The sequence below is a fragment of the Neopararhizobium haloflavum genome (assembly GCF_002750855.1).
GTDB classification, from domain to species: Bacteria; Pseudomonadota; Alphaproteobacteria; order Rhizobiales; family Rhizobiaceae; genus Georhizobium; species Georhizobium haloflavum.
In genome coordinates, this window is sequence record NZ_NWUC01000003.1 from 452,002 (window position 1) to 469,851 (window position 17,850).

Below are 17,850 nucleotides of genomic sequence, written 5' to 3' on the forward strand. Positions count from 1 at the left end.
CGGATGGGTTTTCTCGACATCTTGAGCCGATCGACGGCGCCGCAGCCGCGTGCGAGCCTGGTGCCGCAGGTGTCGCGAAACGATGCCGGTCCAGTTCGTGCCATGGTGGGCGACAGCCACGGCTTTCAGGGTCTCGACGATCCGCAGTTGCTCGAGTTCATCCGATCCGGCCACGGCGCAGCGACGGAAGCGGGGGTATCGGTCTCGGCTCGCACGGCCATGAAGAACACCACGGTGCTGCGGTGCGTGTCGCTGATCTCCTTCGCGATCGGCATGCTGCCGCTGCATCTCTATGACAAGGCAACCAAGCAAAAGGCTGATGATCACCCGCTCTTTCCGGTGCTGCACCGTCGACCGAATGCATGGCAGACCGCCTACGAGTTCCGCAGCCTGATGCAGCAGCGCGCCCTCGGCGCAAGCGGCGACGGAAATCGCGGAGACGCCTTCGCTCTGATCGTGCGCAGTGGGACGCGGATCACGCAGCTTGTGCCGCTTAAAACCGAGCATGTCACGCCGCGTCAGCGCGCCGACTGGTCGCTCGAATATGAATATCGTCGGCCGGATGGTGGGCGGACCGTTTTTGCGCAGCGCGACATCTTTCACCTGCGTTATGGCCTTTCGGAAGACGGCTTTTCGGGGCTGTCTCTGGTGCGCCAGGCGGCCGAGGCGATTGCGCTCGCCGTCCAGACCGAGAAAGCGGCCGCGCGCCTCTTCCGCAACGGCATGGTGGTTGGCGGCGCACTGAAGCATAAGGGCAAGCTCTCACAGGAAGCCTATGAGCGCCTGAAATCCAGCATGGATGAGCGCGAAGGCGCTGCCAACGCGCACCGATGGCTCATCCTCGAGGAAGGCATGGAGATGGGCGATGGCGGCCAGTCCGGCCGCGACAGCCAGGCGATCGAGCAGCGAAAACACCAGATCGAAGATATCGCCCGCCCGTTCGGAGTACCGCGTCCGTTGCTCGGCGTCGATGACACGTCATGGGGATCGGGCATTGATGTCCTCGGCCAGTTCTTCGTCCGCTACGGCCTCAATCCATGGTTCGAGGCATGGCAGCAGGCGATCGAGCGCTCTTTGCTGACGCCGGCCGAGGCGGATCGTTACGAGGCCAAGTTCAACGCCGGCGCGCTCCTGCGTGGCTCAATGACCGAACAGGCCAATTTCTTCGCCAAGGCACTCGGCGCCGGCGGGCATCAGCCATGGATGCATTACGAAGAGGTCCGCGACCTCGCCGAGCTGCCCAACCGCAGCGACATTCCCGGTCCGATGGGCCAGCAGCAGAACGGAGACGGCAATGAGCCTTCGTAATCTCCCATCACTGAAGGCCGAGCGCCTGCCGGCCGTTTGCGCATTCGAGCCGGATATCGAGGCGATCGAGCGCTGGGATCTTGGGCTGAAGGCGGAGCGCTCGCCGGAAAACACCATCACGATCCTCGATATGATCGGTGAAGATTTCTGGACGGGCGAGGGCGTGACCGCAAAACGGGTCTCCGCAGCGCTCCGCGCCATCGGCGATCAGGAAGTCTTCGTCGACATCAACTCGCCAGGTGGCGATTATTTCGAGGGCGTCGCGATCTACAACGCGCTGCGCGAGCACCCGAAAAAGGTCACTGTGCGCATTCTCGGCCTCGCCGCATCGGCCGCGTCGGTCATCGCCATGGCGGGCGACGAGATCCAGATCGGCAAGGCCGGCTTCATCATGGTGCACAACGCCTGGGTCGTTGCGATCGGCAACCGCCATGATCTCAATGAAGCGGCAAAAACGATGGAGCCCTTCGACGACGCGATGGCAACCGTTTACGCCGAGCGCGCGGGCGTCAAGAAATCGAAGGCCGCCGAGTGGATGGACAACGAGACCTGGTTCAACGGCGAGCAGGCCGTTGCCGAAGGTCTGGCCGACGCCTTCCTGCCGGCCGACATGATCGGCCAGGACACGGCGAAGGCCACGGAAGGCCGCCGCGTAAACGCGACGAGGCGCGTCGACGCGCTGCTGGCCAAGCAAGGAATCCCTCGGACAGAACGCCGTGCGCTTCTGTCCGAGGCGAAAGGGGGCACGCCTTGCGCTACCCCCACCGTCACGCACGACGCTGACGATCTCAGGGCTGCGATTACGCAGCTTCGATCAACGCTCCAAAACTAGGAGATATCCATGAAAATGAACTGTATCGCGATCGCCTGTCTGGCGATTGCGGGCGCTGCCGCGTGCGTGACACTCTTCGGCGCCGAACCCGTATTTTCTGCAGAGTTCCTAGCGAATGAACTTCTGCAGACCTCCGCCGCCATGGGCGCCATGCTTCCCGGCCTGCCGCGTCCACGTGGCATCGTCGCCGTTCGCGCGGATGCGTCCGGCGACATCAAGGCGCTGCTCGGCGACCTCAACAAGGATTTCGAGACCTTCAAGGCCACCATGTCCGAAAAGGACAGGGAGATGGCGAAGAAGTTCGACGACGTCGTCACCACTGAAAAGCTGGAACGCGTCAACTCGAGCGTTTCGGAACTCCAGGCGGCGGTCGACCAGGCCAATGCGCAGCTGGCGGCCATGTCTGTCGGCGCCGGCGGTGAGCATGCCGTGAAGGACAAGGAATATACCGAGGCCTTCCGTGCCCATTTCAGCAAGGGCGAAGTGCAGGCGGCTCTCAACAAGGGCGCGGACGACGAGGGCGGTTATCTTGCCCCTGTCGAGTGGGATCGCACGATCACCGACGCGCTGGTCGAAGTCTCGCCCATGCGCCAGATTGCCCAGATCCAGAACATCTCCACGGCCGGCTTCAAGAAGCTCTTCAACAACCGTGGGATGGGTTCCGGATGGGTCGGTGAAACGGCAGCTCGGCCGCAGACCAATACGCCGGACTTCAGCTCTCTGACCTTCACGCCGGGTGAGATCTACGCCAACCCGGCGGCAACACAGCAGATGCTGGATGATGCCGAGGTCAACCTTGAGGCCTGGATGGCGGGCGAGGTCGAGACCGAATTCTCCTATCAGGAGGGTTTGGCTTTCGTTGCCGGCGATGGCGTCAACAAGCCACGCGGTTTCCTCACCTATGTAGATGCCGGCGCCAGCGACGGTCATCACCCGTGGGGCAATATCCCGACGATCGATGCTGCAGCTGCGGCGGCGATCGACCCCGACGAGCTGTTCGACATGATCTATTCGCTGCCTGGCGAATACACGTCGGCAGCACGGTTCGTCATGAACCGTACCTCACAGGGCACCGTCCGTAAGCTGAAGGACGGGCAGGGCAACTATCTGTGGCAGCCATCTTTTGCGGCTGGCCAGCCGGCGACGCTCGCGGCCTATCCGATCACGGAAATGCCCGCGATGCCTGACGTTGCCGCCGGTGCGATCCCGATCGCTTTCGGTGATTTTCGCCGCGGCTATCTGATCGTCGATCGCGTTGGCGTTCGCGTTCTCCGCGATCCTTACACGAACAAGCCATACGTCCACTTCTACACCACGAAGCGGGTCGGCGGCGGCGTCCAGGATCCGACCGTGATGCGCCTCCTTAAGATGGCCGCCGTCTAAAACCGGCGCACGACCATGATGATGGCGATCCTCGCCATCATCCTCATTTCAATCTGGAGACAAGACAATGTCTGCGAAGAAAACGAGTGATACCGCAGCTGCCGCCGGTGCCGATCAGTCGCCAGCTCCGGCCACGGAAACCAATGAGGCAAGCGGCGCAATCATAGAGCCGCAGATCACGGAAGGTATCGACCTCGAGCATCCCGCGATCGACAACAATCCGCGTGCTCGCACATCGGCGGAACAGAACCGCCGCGACATGAACGACCCGCGCCGCCGCAAGCCGAACGCGCAGGACTTTGCCGGCAAGGGGCTCGACCCGACCCCCTACGGCCAGCCGAGCAAGTCGTCGAAGAAGCGTAAGAAGTAGCCGCTGCACGCAGCTATGGGCGCGTGGCGCAGGTCGCGCGCCCTTGTCGAAAGGTCTTTACATGCTTCGTCCTGTCCTCGTCACCCCGCCGGCGGTTCGGATCGTCTCTGTTGCCGACGTCAAGCTTCTGCCTGGCGTTGACGCTGATGACGTCCTGATCGAGGGATTGATTGATGCGGCCATTGCCAAACTGGACGGCTGGACAGGTGTGCTCGGCCGGGCTTTGGCAGAGCAGACGTGGCGGCAGGATATTGAGCGGTTCGATCGGTGCATGGAACTGAAGCTCGGGCCGGTGCTGTCGATCGAAAAGGTCGCCTGGGTTGATCTGGTTGGCGACGAGACGGTCATCGATTCGTCGGCGTATCGCCATGTCATCGATGCGGGTGGCCGGGATTTTTTCCGCTTCGTTGACGCCTACGGTCCGCCTTCGGGCATCGACCGGAACAGTGTGCTCTCGGTGACCTATAAGGCCGGATATCCGACCGTCGAGGGTGTCTCGACCGTTCCGGCCCCGATCAAGACGGCGCTCCTTTTCACCGTAAAGGATATGCTCGCAGCGACGGCCGAGAATGGCGGCCTTCGGTCATTCGAGGTGCAGGACGCCTGGCGCGAGGACTACAGCAGCCCGCAGATCGTCAGCGAGAACACGCGGCGGATCGTTGATAGCCTGCTCGCGCCGTACCGCAGGTACAGCCTATGAGCGCGGGAAAGTATCGCAGTCTCTTTCGTCGGCGTGGCGAAGTGGTCGTTCTGCGACGCATCGTTGCCAATCAGCCAGATCAGGATCTCGGGGCCGTGCATGCGCGGATCTCGGGCTACAAGGCCGAGGAAATCGCCGCTGGTATCGATGCCGGCGAACGGCAGGTGATCCTGCTCGCCGAAGACGTCGCTTCGTTCGATCCGCCCGTTCGCAAGAATGATCGGCTGGCGCGTGCTGATGGGGCGGTCCTGACTATCGAATCCGTTGACGGCAGCACGCACATGGATGGGGATACGATCCTCGCCTATGTCTGCCGGGCGTCTGGGGCATCCTGATGAGCTGGGACCGCGACCCTGTCCTGACGTTCAACGATCTCGCGGAAGATCTGACCTCGCCGGAAGCGCGATCGGCGCGGCTTGCCAGGTTCGCCCGCGAAGCGATCGATGAGGCGCAGACATTCAATCGCAGCGCGACCGGCCGCGACGTGCCGTATGAGGTTACCGTCGACCGCCAGAAGGGCAAGCCGATCGACCAAGTCGCGCCGGATGGTGTCGTCATCGCCGAATTCGAGCTGATCGGCGCGGTCATCGAATGGATCGGCGACGAGCTGCTCAAGGCTTCGCCGATCCTGACCGGGCGGTTCATGCGCAGCCATCTGCTCTTTGTCGATGGGGTCGAGCATACGCCCGGCGCTGCGCTGCCGAACGGCGCGGCGGAATTCGTCTTTGTCAACAGCCAGCCTTACGCCCGGAAGATCGAGCGCGGCCAGTCAGCGCAGGCGCCGGACGGCGTCTATGAGGTTATCGCCGCCATCGCGAAAAAGCGCTTCGGCAACCAGGCGCAGATCCGTTTCTCCTTCCGCTCTATCAGCGGGTCGAAAGCCTCGGCCGACCGGCAGCCGGCGATCATCGTGAGGGCGCGATAGATGGCGCATTTTAATGTCGTGCAGGCTGTCGAGGCACGGTTGGAGGCGGGCTTCAATCAATGTCCGATCGCGATCGAGAACGACGGCGATCAGACGGTTCCGGATACCGATACCGCATTCGTGATGGTGCAGTTTCCCTGGTCGACCTCCGAATGGGAGACGATCGAAGGTGCTGGCGGTTGCGACTTCCTCGAGGAAGGCGGCATTCGTTTCGTGCTCGCCGTTCCGGCTGGACGCGGCACGCATCGCTATCGGCCCTGGCTCGACGACATCGCCACGCTTTTCCGGGGCCAAGCTTTTGGCGGCGTGCAGACATTCGCGCCGACTTCGCCGACGAGCGACGATCGCAATGACGGGGCTGGCTATTACCGGCTCTCGATCGTCGTTCCCTATCAGTATCTGATCCAAGGATGACGATCATGCCGATGATTGAGAATGTGTCGTTTCACCCGCAGCGCTTCACGCAGAAGGGCGGCAAGCGGATCGAGATTGCGCCCGGCGACAGTGCGCCGGTCGATATCGACAAAGACAATATTCATGTGCGCGCCAAGATCCGCGCCGGCCTGATCGTCTTCGGTGGCGGCAAACGCCAGGGAAAGACGGCAGCCCAGTCAACAGGCTCGGCCGCACCAGCTCGGACCCGCAAGCGGAAAACGACGAAGACGACGCCCGCGGCGAAACCCGTCACCGGTACAGACCCCGCAGAATAGGCGCCGTTTCCAGCGCTACCCGACCTCGCATCCGCGAGCCCATGGCTGCCGTCAATCCGGCGGCCTTTTTCCCGTGCCTTGAAGCCAAAGGAGATCAAAGGCCATGGCAAACAAAGTGAACCCCGTCGCCCGTTCGAAAGTATCGATCGGCGCGGCAACCACCACGTGGGACGAGGCGACCGCTGCCGCCGATCTCACCTATGAGCTCATCGGCCGAATCCGCAACATCGGGAACTTCGGCGACACCTTCCAGGACATCTCGGTTGACGAAGTCAATGATGGCCGCACCCGCCACGGCAAAGGCACCGCCAATGCCGGCACGATGGATCTCGTCTGTAGCCTCGACGACAGCGATGCGGGTCAGGTGGCCGCTAAGGCTGCCGCAGATTCCTACGACGCGTTCAACTTCAAGATCGAGCTGGCCAAGCCCGATGGAACGTTCAAGACCGTCTACATCTCCGCTCTGGTGATGTCCAAGACGTTTGGTCTCGGCGGCCCGAACGACACGCAGACGATCACCTTCTCGCTTACCCTCAACGAAGCGCCGATCGAAGTCGACCCGGCCTGATCCCTCACTCTCGCGAGAGCGGGGCGGCGGCTTGATCGGAGGCCGTCGCCCCATCCGATCCCGATCCGATCATCCGACATCTGCAAAACAGGATATCCGACATGAAAACTCTCGTTTCCGACGTCACGATCACGCTCGACGGCAACGATTACCCGCTGCGCCCCTCGCTCAAGGCCGCCTCGGCCATCTCCAATCAGTATGGCGGCTTCATGGGGGCCTATCAGGCGCTTGCCAACGGCAACCTCCAGGCCATCCAGTTCATTGTCCGGCAGGCCATTCCCACTCCCGATCAGCGCGGCATCAGCACACAGGAGCTCAATGAAATGGTCTGGCGCACCGGCACGACGACGCTGACCGCTCCGATCTCGAAATACCTGTCGCGCCTGCAGAATGGCGGCCGTGATCCGAGCGGCGAGGATGATGACGATGCCATCGCTGACGAAGGCAATGAGGGAAACGGCGAGATCTGATCACGGTCGACGAGTATTTCGTCCAGCTCTACGAGGTGGCGGTGCGCGTGCTCCGTGGATGGTCGGATAGCGACATCATGGAGTGCGACATCCTCCGCCTCGACAGGGCAGTGACCGTGGTCTCCGACGCGACCGACAGCGAATGGCGTGCCCGCTACAAGATCGGCGGGTTCAACATCAAGGAACCCGGCTGGGATCGCGAGATGGGCGACGATGAATTCAACAGCAGCCTCGGCGAGGCCCTGGTGATGTTTTCACGTCAGGGGCAGCGATAAGCCGTACCAGCCATATTGGCGCCAGACCATCCGCTGGATGATCGCGTCATCAGGATGGTGTTGCCGCCCATGGCGGCGGCGTCGTTCTTCATCTGATTCTCGGCTGCTTCTATGGCGATCGCAACCATGGCCCCGCCGAACAAGTTGTGGTTGCCCTCGACTGTCCCCAATCGTTCGCACCCTTCAACCTCAAAGGGTGCAGACGTGATCTCAACGTTAGCTGTCGTCTGCGTTTCAGTCGTCGCGCAGCCCGCCAAGATTACCAGTCCTGCAAGTCCAAAATACTTCATCACTCTGCCCTCCATGCGGGCAAGAGCATAGTCAATGCACGGCAAAGTCCACAAGGGCACCTGAATGGCAAAAGACACCATCAGAACAGTGACGGTGCGCGGCAGAGAGGAAAATCTCGATGCCGTTGCGGACAAGCTGCGCAAGGTCGGCCAGGCGGGCCAGCAGGCGGGTGCCGGCGTCCAGAAGTTCGGCAATGACAGCGTTGCGGGTGCAGCCAAGATCGGTGACATCGATCGCGAGCTTGATCGTCTGCAAAACGGCCTCGTCGGGTCGGGGCGTGCCTTCGCGCAGTTTGAAAGCGGGATGAAGGCGAGCCAGAGGGCTCTGGACGCCGGCAAGATCGACATTCAGGAATATTCCCGCCTCGTCAGTGACCTGCAGCAGCGGCTGCAGCGGTCGATCGCGCCGAATCTCGGAACCGACGTCAACGCCAGTGGCATCAATCGCCTGCTCGACGGGCAGACAAAGCTCGATGCGGCCACGCGCCGGACGATCAAAGGCATGCTTGACCAGCAGCAGGCGGCTCAGCGTGCGTATTCCGAGCAGGCCGACGCGGTTGCGCGGCAGAGTGAAGATGTCGCGCGCCTGCGTGCGCAGATCGATCCGTATGGCGCGGCGCAGGCGCGGCTCAATCAGGAACTTGCCGAGTACAATGCACTTGCTGCCAGCGGCGCGATCTCGTCTTCGGAACTGGCGCAGGCGACGGCGATGGCCAATCAGCGTTTCAGCGATACGGCGCAGCGGCTCGGGGTTGCCAACGACAACATCCGCCTCAGCGGCATGCAGATGCAGAACCTCGGCTATCAGGTCAACGACGTCGCAACGATGTTGCTGATGGGTGCGTCGCCGTTCCAGATCATCGCATCGCAGGGCGGCCAGGTCGTGCAGGCGTTGTCCATGTCGCCGGGCGGTGTCGGCGGATCGCTGCGGGCGATCGGAACGCAGATCGCCTCGCTCGCGACGCGCACCAATCTGATCGTCGGCGGGCTGACGGCGGCGGCCGGTGCCGCGATTTATTTTGCGACCCGTACCGACGATTCCGCGAAGACTGCGACCGAGGCGCTGGAGGGTTACAGTGATCTGATCACGCAGCTCGAGACGGGCTATGAGCGTGCGGCCGATGCGGCTACCGAGTTCTTCGAGCGCGCCCAGCAGGAAGGGCCGAACGTCGCGCTTGCCCGCATCCAGAGGACGGAAACCGAGCTGCTGGCCTCGCTGGCGCGCGAGATCGACGGGCTTCGGAATCGCACCCGGTCTTTCATCACAGAATGGGAGGACATCAGTCCTGCCGTGCTGGAAGGGCAGCAGGAAATCCGCGACCTCGTCGACAATGGCGTTGAGGGCGGGATGTCCGTTGCCGAGCTGCAGAATGAGCTGGCTAAGATCCGGATCGACCCCGCCACGCCGCGGTCGATCGTCGAGATCGTCGACGGTCTCAGTGACGCGGCCGACAATGGCCGATCGCTCGAAGCGGCGCTCGACGCTATCGGGGAGGCCGCAGCCGATGCGAACCAGAAGATGGGGCGGCTGCGCATCCCGTCGATCGGTGACGAAATGGAGCGATGGGGTGGATCGGTCGATTATCTGCGGCGGATGAACCCTGAAGGCTACAATGAACTGCGCACGGGTCTGGAGGACCAGGCGGACGCCGCAGAGGAGGCGGGCAAAGCTGCGCGGGAATATTCGGATGCCATCGCCGATCAGGAACGGTCGATGGATGAGACCGTCGATGCGCTGCGCCGCCAGATCGACATGTTCGGTGCGTCGGAAGGCGCGATCGCCGCCAACGAGTTTCGCATTGAAGCCTTGTCCGAGGCGCGGCGCGCCGCACGTGAAGCCGGCGAGATCGTCACGCCAGAGCAGGAGGCCGCGATCGAGCGGCAGGCTGAGCTTGTCGGCGTGCTGACTGATCAGATCGACGCCATGACGGAAGCGCAGCGGCAGGCTGAGCGCGTCGGCGACCTGATTGCAGATCTCGAATTCGAGACGTCGATCGCCAACATGAGCGATCTCGATCAGGATATCGCGCGCACGCTCGACCGCTATGAAGTCGCCTTCGACAGTTTCGACGGACAGCGGATCGCCGGTGCGATGCGTTACAACGACGCCGTCGAGCGGACAAACGATGCGATGCGTGAAAGCCATGATCTGGCGCGCGATTTTGCCGGCGATCTCCTCGACGGGTTGATGTCGGGTGAGAACGCGCTCGACAGCCTGATCGAGACGTTCGCCCGCCTCGGGCAGCAGTTCGCAGAGATCGGACTCGACAAGCTTATGGATGGCTGGTTCGGCGGTGAAGCCGTCACGCCTTCTTTCAGCTTCACGCCGCCGACGCCCGTGCCGAGCTACACGCCGCAGGCTGCGCCGGTAATTGACGATCGCCAGTTTCGCGAGGTCAATGAGGCACTGACGCGCACCAGCCAGAGCGCGATGGACGTGGCGCTGCAGTTCGAAGGGCTGAATGAGCGGGCCGACACGGGCACGCTCGACAGCTTCCTCATGGCATCGGGCAACTGGAACAACCTTTCGGCCTCCGACACGGCCTGGTGCGCCGCCTTTGCCAATGCTGCGATCTCTCGCGCCGGCGGGCAGGGCACCGGATCGAACCTCGCATCGTCGTTCCTTGACTGGGGCATGGGGACACATAACCCGCAGGTCGGCGATATAGTGGTGCTGAAGCCGCAGTCGTCAGGTGCGTCCGGCCATGTCGGCTTTCTCGCCGGCTTCAAAGACGGGACGGTGCAGCTCTTTGGCGGCAACCAGGGCAACGCGGCGAAGTTCAGCAATTTCGATATCGACGACGTCGTCGGCTACCGCACCGATCCGTCGCTGCGCGGCATTCCGACGACGCAGCTGCCCGAGATCATGGCGCGCGCGACGGAAAATGGCGTTGTCGGCGGGTTCGATCGCGTCGGACGTGAATGGGGTATGGACTACGATACATCCGGCCCCAGCGGCTCGGGGCTGTTCTCGCGTTCCGGCATGGGTGTCCTGGGTGCGGGCATAGGCGCATTTGCCGGCGGCGCGCAATCCGGCAATCCGCTGATGGGTGGCATCTCCGGAGCGATGAGCGGATTCGGCGCGTCTTCTGCGATCGGCACAGCTATCCCCGCACTTGCTGGTATCGCTGGGCCCGTCGGCATGATCGGCGGCGCCATCCTCGGCATCTTCGGCGGCATTTTCGGCAAATCGAAACAGAAGAAACAGGAGCGTCAGAAGGCCCGGCAGGAACTTGAGAGCCAGATGGGCCAGATCACCACGTTCCTCGACGAGATCTCGGGGATCTTTTCCGGCCCTTATCTCTCGCGCTTCCGCGAGACCTCGGACGAGCTGAAGAAGATCCGCGATCTCGCCGCCAAGGCCGGCGATCAGGATCTCGTCAAGCGCGTGACGGAAGCCTCGGAATCGTTTTTCGAAGAGATCGTCGCGGACTACGAGCGCTCGATCGGCGGCATCCTTGAAAGCTTCCGGGCCGGCACCGGCTACAGTGGCGCGTTCGTCGAGGCCAACGAGGCGGTCAAGGAATTGGAAAAGAGCCTCCTCGGCCTCGTCGAGGATGCCAAGTTCATGGCGAATGCCGGTGGCTCCTATGACAGCGCGCTGGAAGCGGCCGGCGGCAAGCCGCTCAATCCCGGCTTCGAAGGCCGCAGCTTCTATCGCGCGTACAATCCTGACGCGGGCATCGACGGCGCCTATATCGACGCGGTCAATCGCTGGACCGAGACACTCAACGATATCGGCTTCAACCCCTATACCGAGATGAAGGGGACGATTGGCAACGATCCGGTCGGCGGCATTGCCAAGTTCAATTCGGTCGACGGGCTACGCGTCAAGCTGGAAGAGCTGGGCGTCGTCTTTGACGAGCTGGGCGAGCCGATCGATAAGGCGACGCTAGCGGCCGAGAAGGCCGCGAATGGTCCATCTGTTCAGGAGGCACGCGAGGCCGCGCAGATGATGGCTCGGCGCTCGCTGATCGGCGCCGAGGAATTCACCGAGATCGAGGAGCGGATCCAGAGTTTCGAAGGGACGGCGGCCGGGCTCCAGCAAGTGCTGGAAAAGCTCGACATGAGCGCCGACGAGGCGGCCACGACAATTGCCGAAGATCTGCAGACGGCACTCGACGATCTGCGCGATGAGTATGTCGAAGGCCTGCAAGCCGGCATCAACGATCTCAACGATCGCGGCTATCTCAACGAGTTCGACGATTTCGCCGATCGGTTCGAAGACCGTCAGACCGATCTTTCCGAGCTGGAAATGGACGGCGCACTGGCGATCGAAGAGCTCTCGGCCTCGCTCGTCGATGTTATCTCCAATTCGGAAGTGACGGTCGGCGCGATGCGCGACCTGGCAGCCCGTTTCCCTGAGATCGCAACCGAACTTGGCGCGGTCTGGGAAGCTTTCCGCGACCAGCGCCGGGATTTCACGAACGACCTCACAGCATCGATCAATGATCTTTCCGGCGTTGCCTATCTCAACCAGATCACGGATGCGCAGACGCGCTACAATGAGCGCCTGGAAGAGGCCGAGCGACTTGGTCTATCCGGCGGCTTGGCGCTGACCGAACTGAACCTTGCCGTCGCCCAGATCGCCCAGAGCGCGGATCTCTCGCAAGACGAGCTGGACCGGCTTGCCAAGATCTTCCCGGAGATTGCATCGAGCCTCACCGGCGCGCTCGGCGTCTCGACGGTGGCCGAGGCGCAGGAAGCGGTCGACGAGGCCCGCGAAAAGCTGCGCCGGGCCTACGAGGAAGAAAAGTCGGCCATCGAGCAGGTCATCGACCGGACAGAAGCGTTCATCGACACGCTGAAGGATCTGCGGCTCGACATGCGGCTCGACGAGAACCTGTCGACGCTCGATCCGCGCGAACGGATGCTCGAGGCACAGCGCGAATTTCGCGAGGTCGCCGCCGCCGCGATGTCAGGCGACGAGGATGCGCAGGCGGAGCTTGCCGGCATCACGCAGGAATATCTCAGTGAGGCGCGGGACTATTACGCCTCGTCCGAGGACTATTTCCAGATCTGGGAGGAAGTCGACCGCACGCTTGCCCGCACCGAACGGCTCGCCGGCCAGCAGCTGACGGACGCTCAGAAACAGCTGAAGGCGCTCGATCGGCAGGTGGAAGCGCTCATCGATATCGACGAGAGCGTGATGTCTGTCGTCGATGCGATCGCCGAGCTGACCAAGGCAATCGCCGAGCTGGAATTCGCGCAGCAGCAGGCAACCGGCGGCAGCTCATCCTGGCAGGATGCGCGGGCGAAGGACCGCGCCGACAACGGTGTCCAGATCGACCCGATTACCAAGGCCTATCGCGATATCCTCGGCCGCGACCCGAGCAAGGCCGATGTCGACTACTGGAGCGGCGGCGGCTTTACGAACGACCAGATCCGCGACCGAATTGAAGACATTGCCAATGCCGGCGGCATGCGCCTCGGCGGGATCGTCGGTGCTTATGCCGGCGGGGGTATCGTTGGCAACGGGATCTGGGATCGCGACAGTGTTCTGGCGCGATATGCCGGCGGCGGTCAGATCGCGCTGGCCGGCGGTGAGGGTGTCCTCAAGGCACCGTCGATGCGCAAGCTCGGCCCGGATGTGTTTCACCACATCAACCATACCGGCACGCTGCCGCAGAACGATAATCGCGCAGAGATTGCCGGTCTACGAGCAGAAGTTCGTCGTCTGGGCGACGTCATCGCGCAAAAGTCCGACGAAGAGCAGGACGTCGCGCGCGGTGGCTTTGGCGCCATGGAAAAAGAGTTTCGTCGGGCGCAGAGTACGCAACGGTTGAACGAGAAGCTTGATAAGCTTCAAGCCTCAGGGGGCCGATGACCATTTATCCGCGGCTTTGGCTCCATCCACGAACAGTCCCCACGCTATATGTTTTGCGTGATTGACCCACTGATCCTCAGGCACATCCGCCCGTTTGAACCAAGTTCTCACTTTGCTGATCTGCTGGTCGATCCGTAACTCCAGAAGAACAACGACGCACTCGCGATCAAATGTCCCTGGGCTATCGTACCCGAACGACTTCAAATCGTGCTGGGTGAAATAATCACCAGCATCCTCGCCTTCAATTCTCAGAACCCGCAAACCATCAGCCATCTCTGCCTCCTGAATTCGATGAGGGGTAATGCTGGCTGTTTATCACAACAGATACAACCTTGGAGCGTGCGCATGGCGAACATGACGAACTATCTCGAAAAGAAGCTGCTCGATCACACGCTGGGCAAGGCGGCATTCGCCATGCCGGCGACCGTCTATTTGGCTCTCTTCACCAGCGATCCCGGCGAAGTGGGCAGTGCGGCGGGCGAGGTAACCGAGGGCGGATATGCCCGCCAGGCCATCACGGGCGCAATGAGCGCCGCCGATGCGACATCCGGCACATCGACGAATACCGCCGCAATTTCGTTCGGGCCAGCTACCGAGGACTGGGGCATGATCAGCCATGTGGGTGTCTTCGATGCGGAGACCGGCGGGAACATGCTTCTTTATGGCGAAATGCCGGCAGCAAAGCTGATCAATTCCGGGGATAGCGGCCAGTTTGGCGCATCACAATTCTCGACGTCCTTCGGCTGAGATAGCACGCGATGCTCGGCTTCAATGCGGTATCCGGCCAGCCCATCGCATCGGTGGGTGGATCTTTCGTTGAGCTGTCCGCCGCGCTCACGGGGACAGCATCGCTCGATGCCTCCATGGCGGGCACCTTCGCTCTTGCTGCTGCCCTTGATGGAGAGTCAGCGATCAGCGGTATCTTCGGCATCATCAATGCGTTCTCTATCCATCTCGAGGGCAGTGCGACGATTGTCGCCGACTACAATCTCCAGGCGTTCTTCGTCTCGCTCGTTCTGACCGGGTCGAGCATCGAAGCGGCCCTGACGCCAATCCGCGGTTTCTCAATCGAGATGGAGGGCGATGCGACGGTTTCGCCCTTCATGGTGTCGGCGTTCGAAGCTCTGATCACGGATCCGACCCGGCGCCTGACGTATGCCGTCGAACTCGATCCATGGCCTGTCCAACCCTATTCGGATGCCGCCTAATGCTTGGACATGAGCCGATTGCCGGTGTTCCGAACGCAGCTGTCAGCGAATGGCGCGCGCATCTCGTCGGCCGCGCCACGGTCGATGCCTTCCGCGTCCGCTTCGAGCCGCTAGAGCTGATGGGATCGGCTACGCTGTCTAGCGGCATGGACAATAAACTCTATGCCGCCACGACGGATTACATATCGCGGCCGACGGACAGGATCGCCAACCGGCTGTTCATCGGCACGGTGCGCAAGGCCATCCGGTTCCAGCGTTCGATTGTTGGGGCAGGCGACTTCCTGTCCTACACCTTCGGCCTCGGCGAGATGGAGCTGATCAACGCCGAGCAGGACTATGACTACCTGATCCGCGAATACGCCATAGACGGCCGGCGCGTGACGGTGAAACTCGGCGATGCCAACGGACCATATGACGCCTTCGGGACCATCTTCGACGGGACCGCCACCGGCTGGCACGTCGACGAGGACAGCCTGTTCGTTGATCTGCGCGACTTCGGCTATCAGCTGGAAGTGCCGGCCCAGCCGAACACCTATGGCGGGGAAGGGGATACGGACGGTGGCGAGAACATCAAGGGCAAGCGCAAGCCGCGCGCCTTCGGCTACTGCCGCAATGTGACGCCTGCGTTCCTGGAGCCGCAGAAGCTGCTCTATCAAGTCAATGACGGGCCGGTGGAAGAGATCGTCGCGGTCTATGCCCGTGGCGTTTCCCTGACCAAGGGCGTGGATCATGCAACCGTTGCCCAGCTGCTGTCCGCTGACGTGGTGGAGGGCCGGTTCGATACCTGTGAGGCGGTCGACGGACTCTTTCGTATCTCATTCGCCAATGACGCGGAGAAGGGCGCGATCACCTGCGACGTGCGCGGCGACAAGTCTGGCGGGGTTTATGTCGAAACGGCGGACCAGATCGTTCGCAGGCTCGCGACAGAGACGGCCGAGGTGGAGCGGCTGCAGGAAAATGCATTCACACGGGTCGCGGCGATGCAGCCGGCGCCTGTCAATCTCTATATCGGGCCTGATGACGACATCGATGTTGCCGACGCCTGCCGGGCCGTCATGTCGTCGATCGGCGGATGGGTCGGGTTCCGGCGCAATGGCTATCTTGAAATAGGGGTGCTGCAAGCGCCGGAGGATGGATCGCCGATCGCCTCCTATGACCGCATCGAGATCATCGAGATTATTCGCCAGCGTCTGCCGGACAATATCGATCCGCCGCCATGGCGCCGCCGTGTCGGCTATGCGCGCAACTGGACGCTTCAGGATGGCGACCTTGCCGGTTCGGTCACAGACGAACGCCGGGCCTTCCTGAAAGAGGAGTACCGGGTCGCCGAGGCCAAGGATGATCGGATCAAGACCAATCACCCGCAGGCGCAGGATCCGGACTTGCTGGAGGCGGCATTCGATGAGGAAGCCGACGCGCTGGATGAAGCGCAGCGCCTCCTTGTTCTCTGGCGCCGCACCCGCTCGCTCTATTCGATCCGGCTGAAGACGCAGCCGTTCCTGCTCAATCTCGGCGACGTGATCCGCATCACCTATCCCCGCTGGGACTTAGGCGCCGGCAAGTTGCTGCGCGTCGTGTCGCTCGACGAGGACAGCGAAGACAATATCGTGGAAGTGGAGGCCTTCGGCTGATGGCAAATGCATGCATGGCCTTCCGCAATCTGGCGGACGGTGCGTTTCTTCGCGCCTCCAGTGCAGCGCCGTTCCTGCCGGTCCAGCTGCTGACCGATCGGCATGTCGGCCGCAAGTGGCGCTCGACGGGTAACGCGGCAGCACTTTTCATCGACCTCGGCGAGGCAACTGCCGTCGACACCGTCGCCCTGATCGGCTGCAGCATGGATGCGACGGGATCGATGCGGGTACGAGCGTCCAACAGCAATTCCGAGGTCACGTCTGGCGTCGTGGTCGATGAAACCTTCGACGGCCTGTGCGATCCTGAATATGGCTACCAGCTGGGACTTCTCGGAGATGCTACGGCTGCCCGATACTGGCGCATCGATCTCGACCAGCCGGGCGCGGACTACATCGAGGCGGGGCGGCTCTATATCGGTGACCGCTACCAGTTCGGCATCAACTTCCAGTATGGCTGGGAGATCAGGTGGATCGACCGTTCCCGCAAAACGAAAAGCCGGGGCGGGCAGACCTTCATCGACCGCGACAACCAGCATCGGATGTTCAATCTCGGCTTCGGCTTCCTCCGCCCCGATGAGCGCTATGGCTTCGTTGAGGAACTGGACCGCATCAACGGCGCCCATGAGGACGTGCTCTTCATCGGCGATCCGGCCGCCGACCATCTCGGCAAGGTCTCGGTCTGGGGCCTGATCGAAGAGGTCTCGCCGGTCTCGCAGCCGTTCTTCCGGCACTTCGCAAAACCCTACACAATCGAGGAGCGGCTTTAATGGCCCTGACGATAGCTGATCGTGTCCGCGAGGTCTCGACCTCATCGGGCACTGGAAACATTACGCTTGCCGGCGCTGTGGCCGGCTATCAGTCATTTTCTGATGCCCTGACCGTGGGCGACACGACCTGGTACTGCATCGTCGGTGGTGGGGAGTGGGAGACGGGCATTGGCACGCTCTCGGCATCCGACACGTTGCAGCGGACCACTGTGCTGGAAAGCTCCAACGGCGGCGCTCTGGTGAACTTCCCTGCCGGGTCCAAGGACGTGTTCGTCACGGTGCCGGCTGCCAGGATGCCAGAGGCTCTGAAAGGAGAGCCCGACGGGTTTGCTGGGTTGGACGAGACAGGCAAGGTGCCGACGGCGCAATTGCCAGCCGCAACCCCCATCGCCTCACAAGCCGAAGCAGAAGCCGGCACGAACAACACAAACGTAATGACCCCGCTTCGGACAGCGCAGGCGATTGCGGCTCTTGCTGGCGATGTAGTGAAAGAGGTGTTCACGTCTTCCGGTACGTTCACGAAGGAAGACGATGATTTTGCCTATTTTGTAGAACTGTGGGGCGGTGGTGGTGGCGGCTATGGATA

General features: G+C 62.3%; 19 protein-coding genes and 1 pseudogene. 18 read left to right on the top strand and 2 right to left on the bottom strand.

The window, feature by feature from the left end:
* The first annotated feature begins 3 nt into the window (after positions 1–3).
* The 12 genes from CN673_RS09870 to CN673_RS09925 all read left to right on the top strand — a co-directional run bounded on the left by CN673_RS09870 (position 4) and on the right by CN673_RS09925 (position 7,541).
* A complete protein-coding gene (locus CN673_RS09870; RefSeq protein ID WP_099866058.1) occupies positions 4–1,308 on the top strand; it encodes a phage portal protein in 1,305 nt (434 codons plus the stop codon).
* Positions 1,295–2,140: a head maturation protease, ClpP-related gene (locus CN673_RS09875; protein ID WP_099866059.1), complete on the top strand. Its 846-nt coding sequence runs from the start codon at positions 1,295–1,297 to the stop codon at positions 2,138–2,140. The genes CN673_RS09870 and CN673_RS09875 overlap by 14 nt, the downstream gene beginning before the upstream one ends.
* Before the next feature lie 9 nt (positions 2,141–2,149).
* Positions 2,150–3,523 carry a phage major capsid protein gene (locus CN673_RS09880; RefSeq protein ID WP_099866060.1) on the top strand — a complete coding sequence of 458 codons (1,374 nt, stop codon included), beginning with the start codon at positions 2,150–2,152 and terminating at the stop codon, positions 3,521–3,523.
* Positions 3,524–3,590: 67 nt separating this feature from the next.
* On the top strand, positions 3,591–3,893 hold the full coding sequence (locus CN673_RS09885; RefSeq protein ID WP_099866061.1) for a hypothetical protein: 303 nt from the start codon (positions 3,591–3,593) through the stop codon (positions 3,891–3,893).
* A 61-nt stretch (positions 3,894–3,954) separates the two neighbouring features.
* On the top strand, positions 3,955–4,593 hold the full coding sequence (locus CN673_RS09890; protein WP_157928861.1) for a head-tail connector protein: 639 nt from the start codon (positions 3,955–3,957) through the stop codon (positions 4,591–4,593).
* Positions 4,590–4,928: a hypothetical protein gene (locus CN673_RS09895; protein WP_099866063.1), complete on the top strand. Its 339-nt coding sequence runs from the start codon at positions 4,590–4,592 to the stop codon at positions 4,926–4,928. The genes CN673_RS09890 and CN673_RS09895 overlap by 4 nt, the downstream gene beginning before the upstream one ends.
* A complete protein-coding gene (locus tag CN673_RS09900) occupies positions 4,928–5,518 on the top strand; it encodes a hypothetical protein (protein WP_099866064.1) in 591 nt (196 codons plus the stop codon). The genes CN673_RS09895 and CN673_RS09900 overlap by 1 nt, the downstream gene beginning before the upstream one ends.
* Entirely contained in the window at positions 5,519–5,932 is a 414-nt protein-coding gene (locus CN673_RS09905; RefSeq protein WP_099866065.1) for a phage tail terminator-like protein, read from the top strand. It begins immediately after the preceding gene.
* Positions 5,929–6,228 carry a hypothetical protein gene (locus CN673_RS09910; protein WP_099866066.1) on the top strand — a complete coding sequence of 100 codons (300 nt, stop codon included), beginning with the start codon at positions 5,929–5,931 and terminating at the stop codon, positions 6,226–6,228. Before CN673_RS09905 ends, CN673_RS09910 begins: the two co-directional genes overlap by 4 nt.
* A gap of 103 nt (positions 6,229–6,331) precedes the next feature.
* Positions 6,332–6,796, top strand: a complete 465-nt coding sequence (locus CN673_RS09915) for a hypothetical protein (protein ID WP_099866067.1) — start codon at positions 6,332–6,334, stop codon at positions 6,794–6,796.
* Between the two features lie 101 nt (positions 6,797–6,897).
* A complete protein-coding gene (locus CN673_RS09920; RefSeq protein ID WP_099866068.1) occupies positions 6,898–7,266 on the top strand; it encodes a hypothetical protein in 369 nt (122 codons plus the stop codon).
* A 41-nt stretch (positions 7,267–7,307) separates the two neighbouring features.
* Positions 7,308–7,541: a hypothetical protein gene (locus CN673_RS09925; protein WP_157928862.1), complete on the top strand. Its 234-nt coding sequence runs from the start codon at positions 7,308–7,310 to the stop codon at positions 7,539–7,541.
* Here the strand turns inward: CN673_RS09925 and CN673_RS20890 are convergent.
* On the bottom strand, positions 7,526–7,831 hold the full coding sequence (locus tag CN673_RS20890) for a DUF4156 domain-containing protein (RefSeq protein ID WP_157928863.1): 306 nt from the start codon (positions 7,829–7,831) through the stop codon (positions 7,526–7,528). The two genes, CN673_RS09925 and CN673_RS20890, sit on opposite strands and share 16 nt — an antisense overlap.
* Positions 7,832–7,895: 64 nt before the next feature.
* On the opposite strand from CN673_RS20890, the gene CN673_RS09935 reads away from it, so the two are divergent.
* Positions 7,896–13,658, top strand: coding sequence for a TIGR02594 family protein (locus CN673_RS09935; RefSeq protein ID WP_099866070.1), 5,763 nt, complete (start codon positions 7,896–7,898; stop codon positions 13,656–13,658).
* Here the strand turns inward: CN673_RS09935 and CN673_RS09940 are convergent.
* Positions 13,644–13,931, bottom strand: coding sequence for a hypothetical protein (locus CN673_RS09940; RefSeq protein ID WP_099866071.1), 288 nt, complete (start codon positions 13,929–13,931; stop codon positions 13,644–13,646). The two genes, CN673_RS09935 and CN673_RS09940, sit on opposite strands and share 15 nt — an antisense overlap.
* 72 nt (positions 13,932–14,003) lie before the next feature.
* Here CN673_RS09940 and CN673_RS09945 point away from each other — a divergent pair, with 72 nt between their 5' ends.
* From CN673_RS09945 to CN673_RS09965, 5 genes and pseudogenes are all read left to right on the top strand, one after another.
* The gene (locus CN673_RS09945) at positions 14,004–14,405 is read left to right on the top strand and encodes a phage tail fiber protein (protein WP_099866072.1); all 402 of its coding nucleotides are present in this window, start codon (positions 14,004–14,006) and stop codon (positions 14,403–14,405) included.
* An 11-nt stretch (positions 14,406–14,416) separates the two neighbouring features.
* On the top strand, positions 14,417–14,866 hold the full coding sequence (locus CN673_RS09950) for a hypothetical protein (protein WP_099866073.1): 450 nt from the start codon (positions 14,417–14,419) through the stop codon (positions 14,864–14,866).
* On the top strand, positions 14,866–16,497 hold the full coding sequence (locus tag CN673_RS09955) for a hypothetical protein (protein WP_099866074.1): 1,632 nt from the start codon (positions 14,866–14,868) through the stop codon (positions 16,495–16,497). The genes CN673_RS09950 and CN673_RS09955 overlap by 1 nt, the downstream gene beginning before the upstream one ends.
* Positions 16,497–17,264 (top strand): hypothetical protein, encoded by a 768-nt coding sequence (locus CN673_RS09960; RefSeq protein ID WP_099866075.1) that lies wholly within the window; start codon positions 16,497–16,499, stop codon positions 17,262–17,264. The genes CN673_RS09955 and CN673_RS09960 overlap by 1 nt, the downstream gene beginning before the upstream one ends.
* Positions 17,264–17,850: pseudogene (locus CN673_RS09965) on the top strand (hypothetical protein); the annotation flags it as partial. The gene CN673_RS09960 and the pseudogene CN673_RS09965, both read left to right, overlap by 1 nt.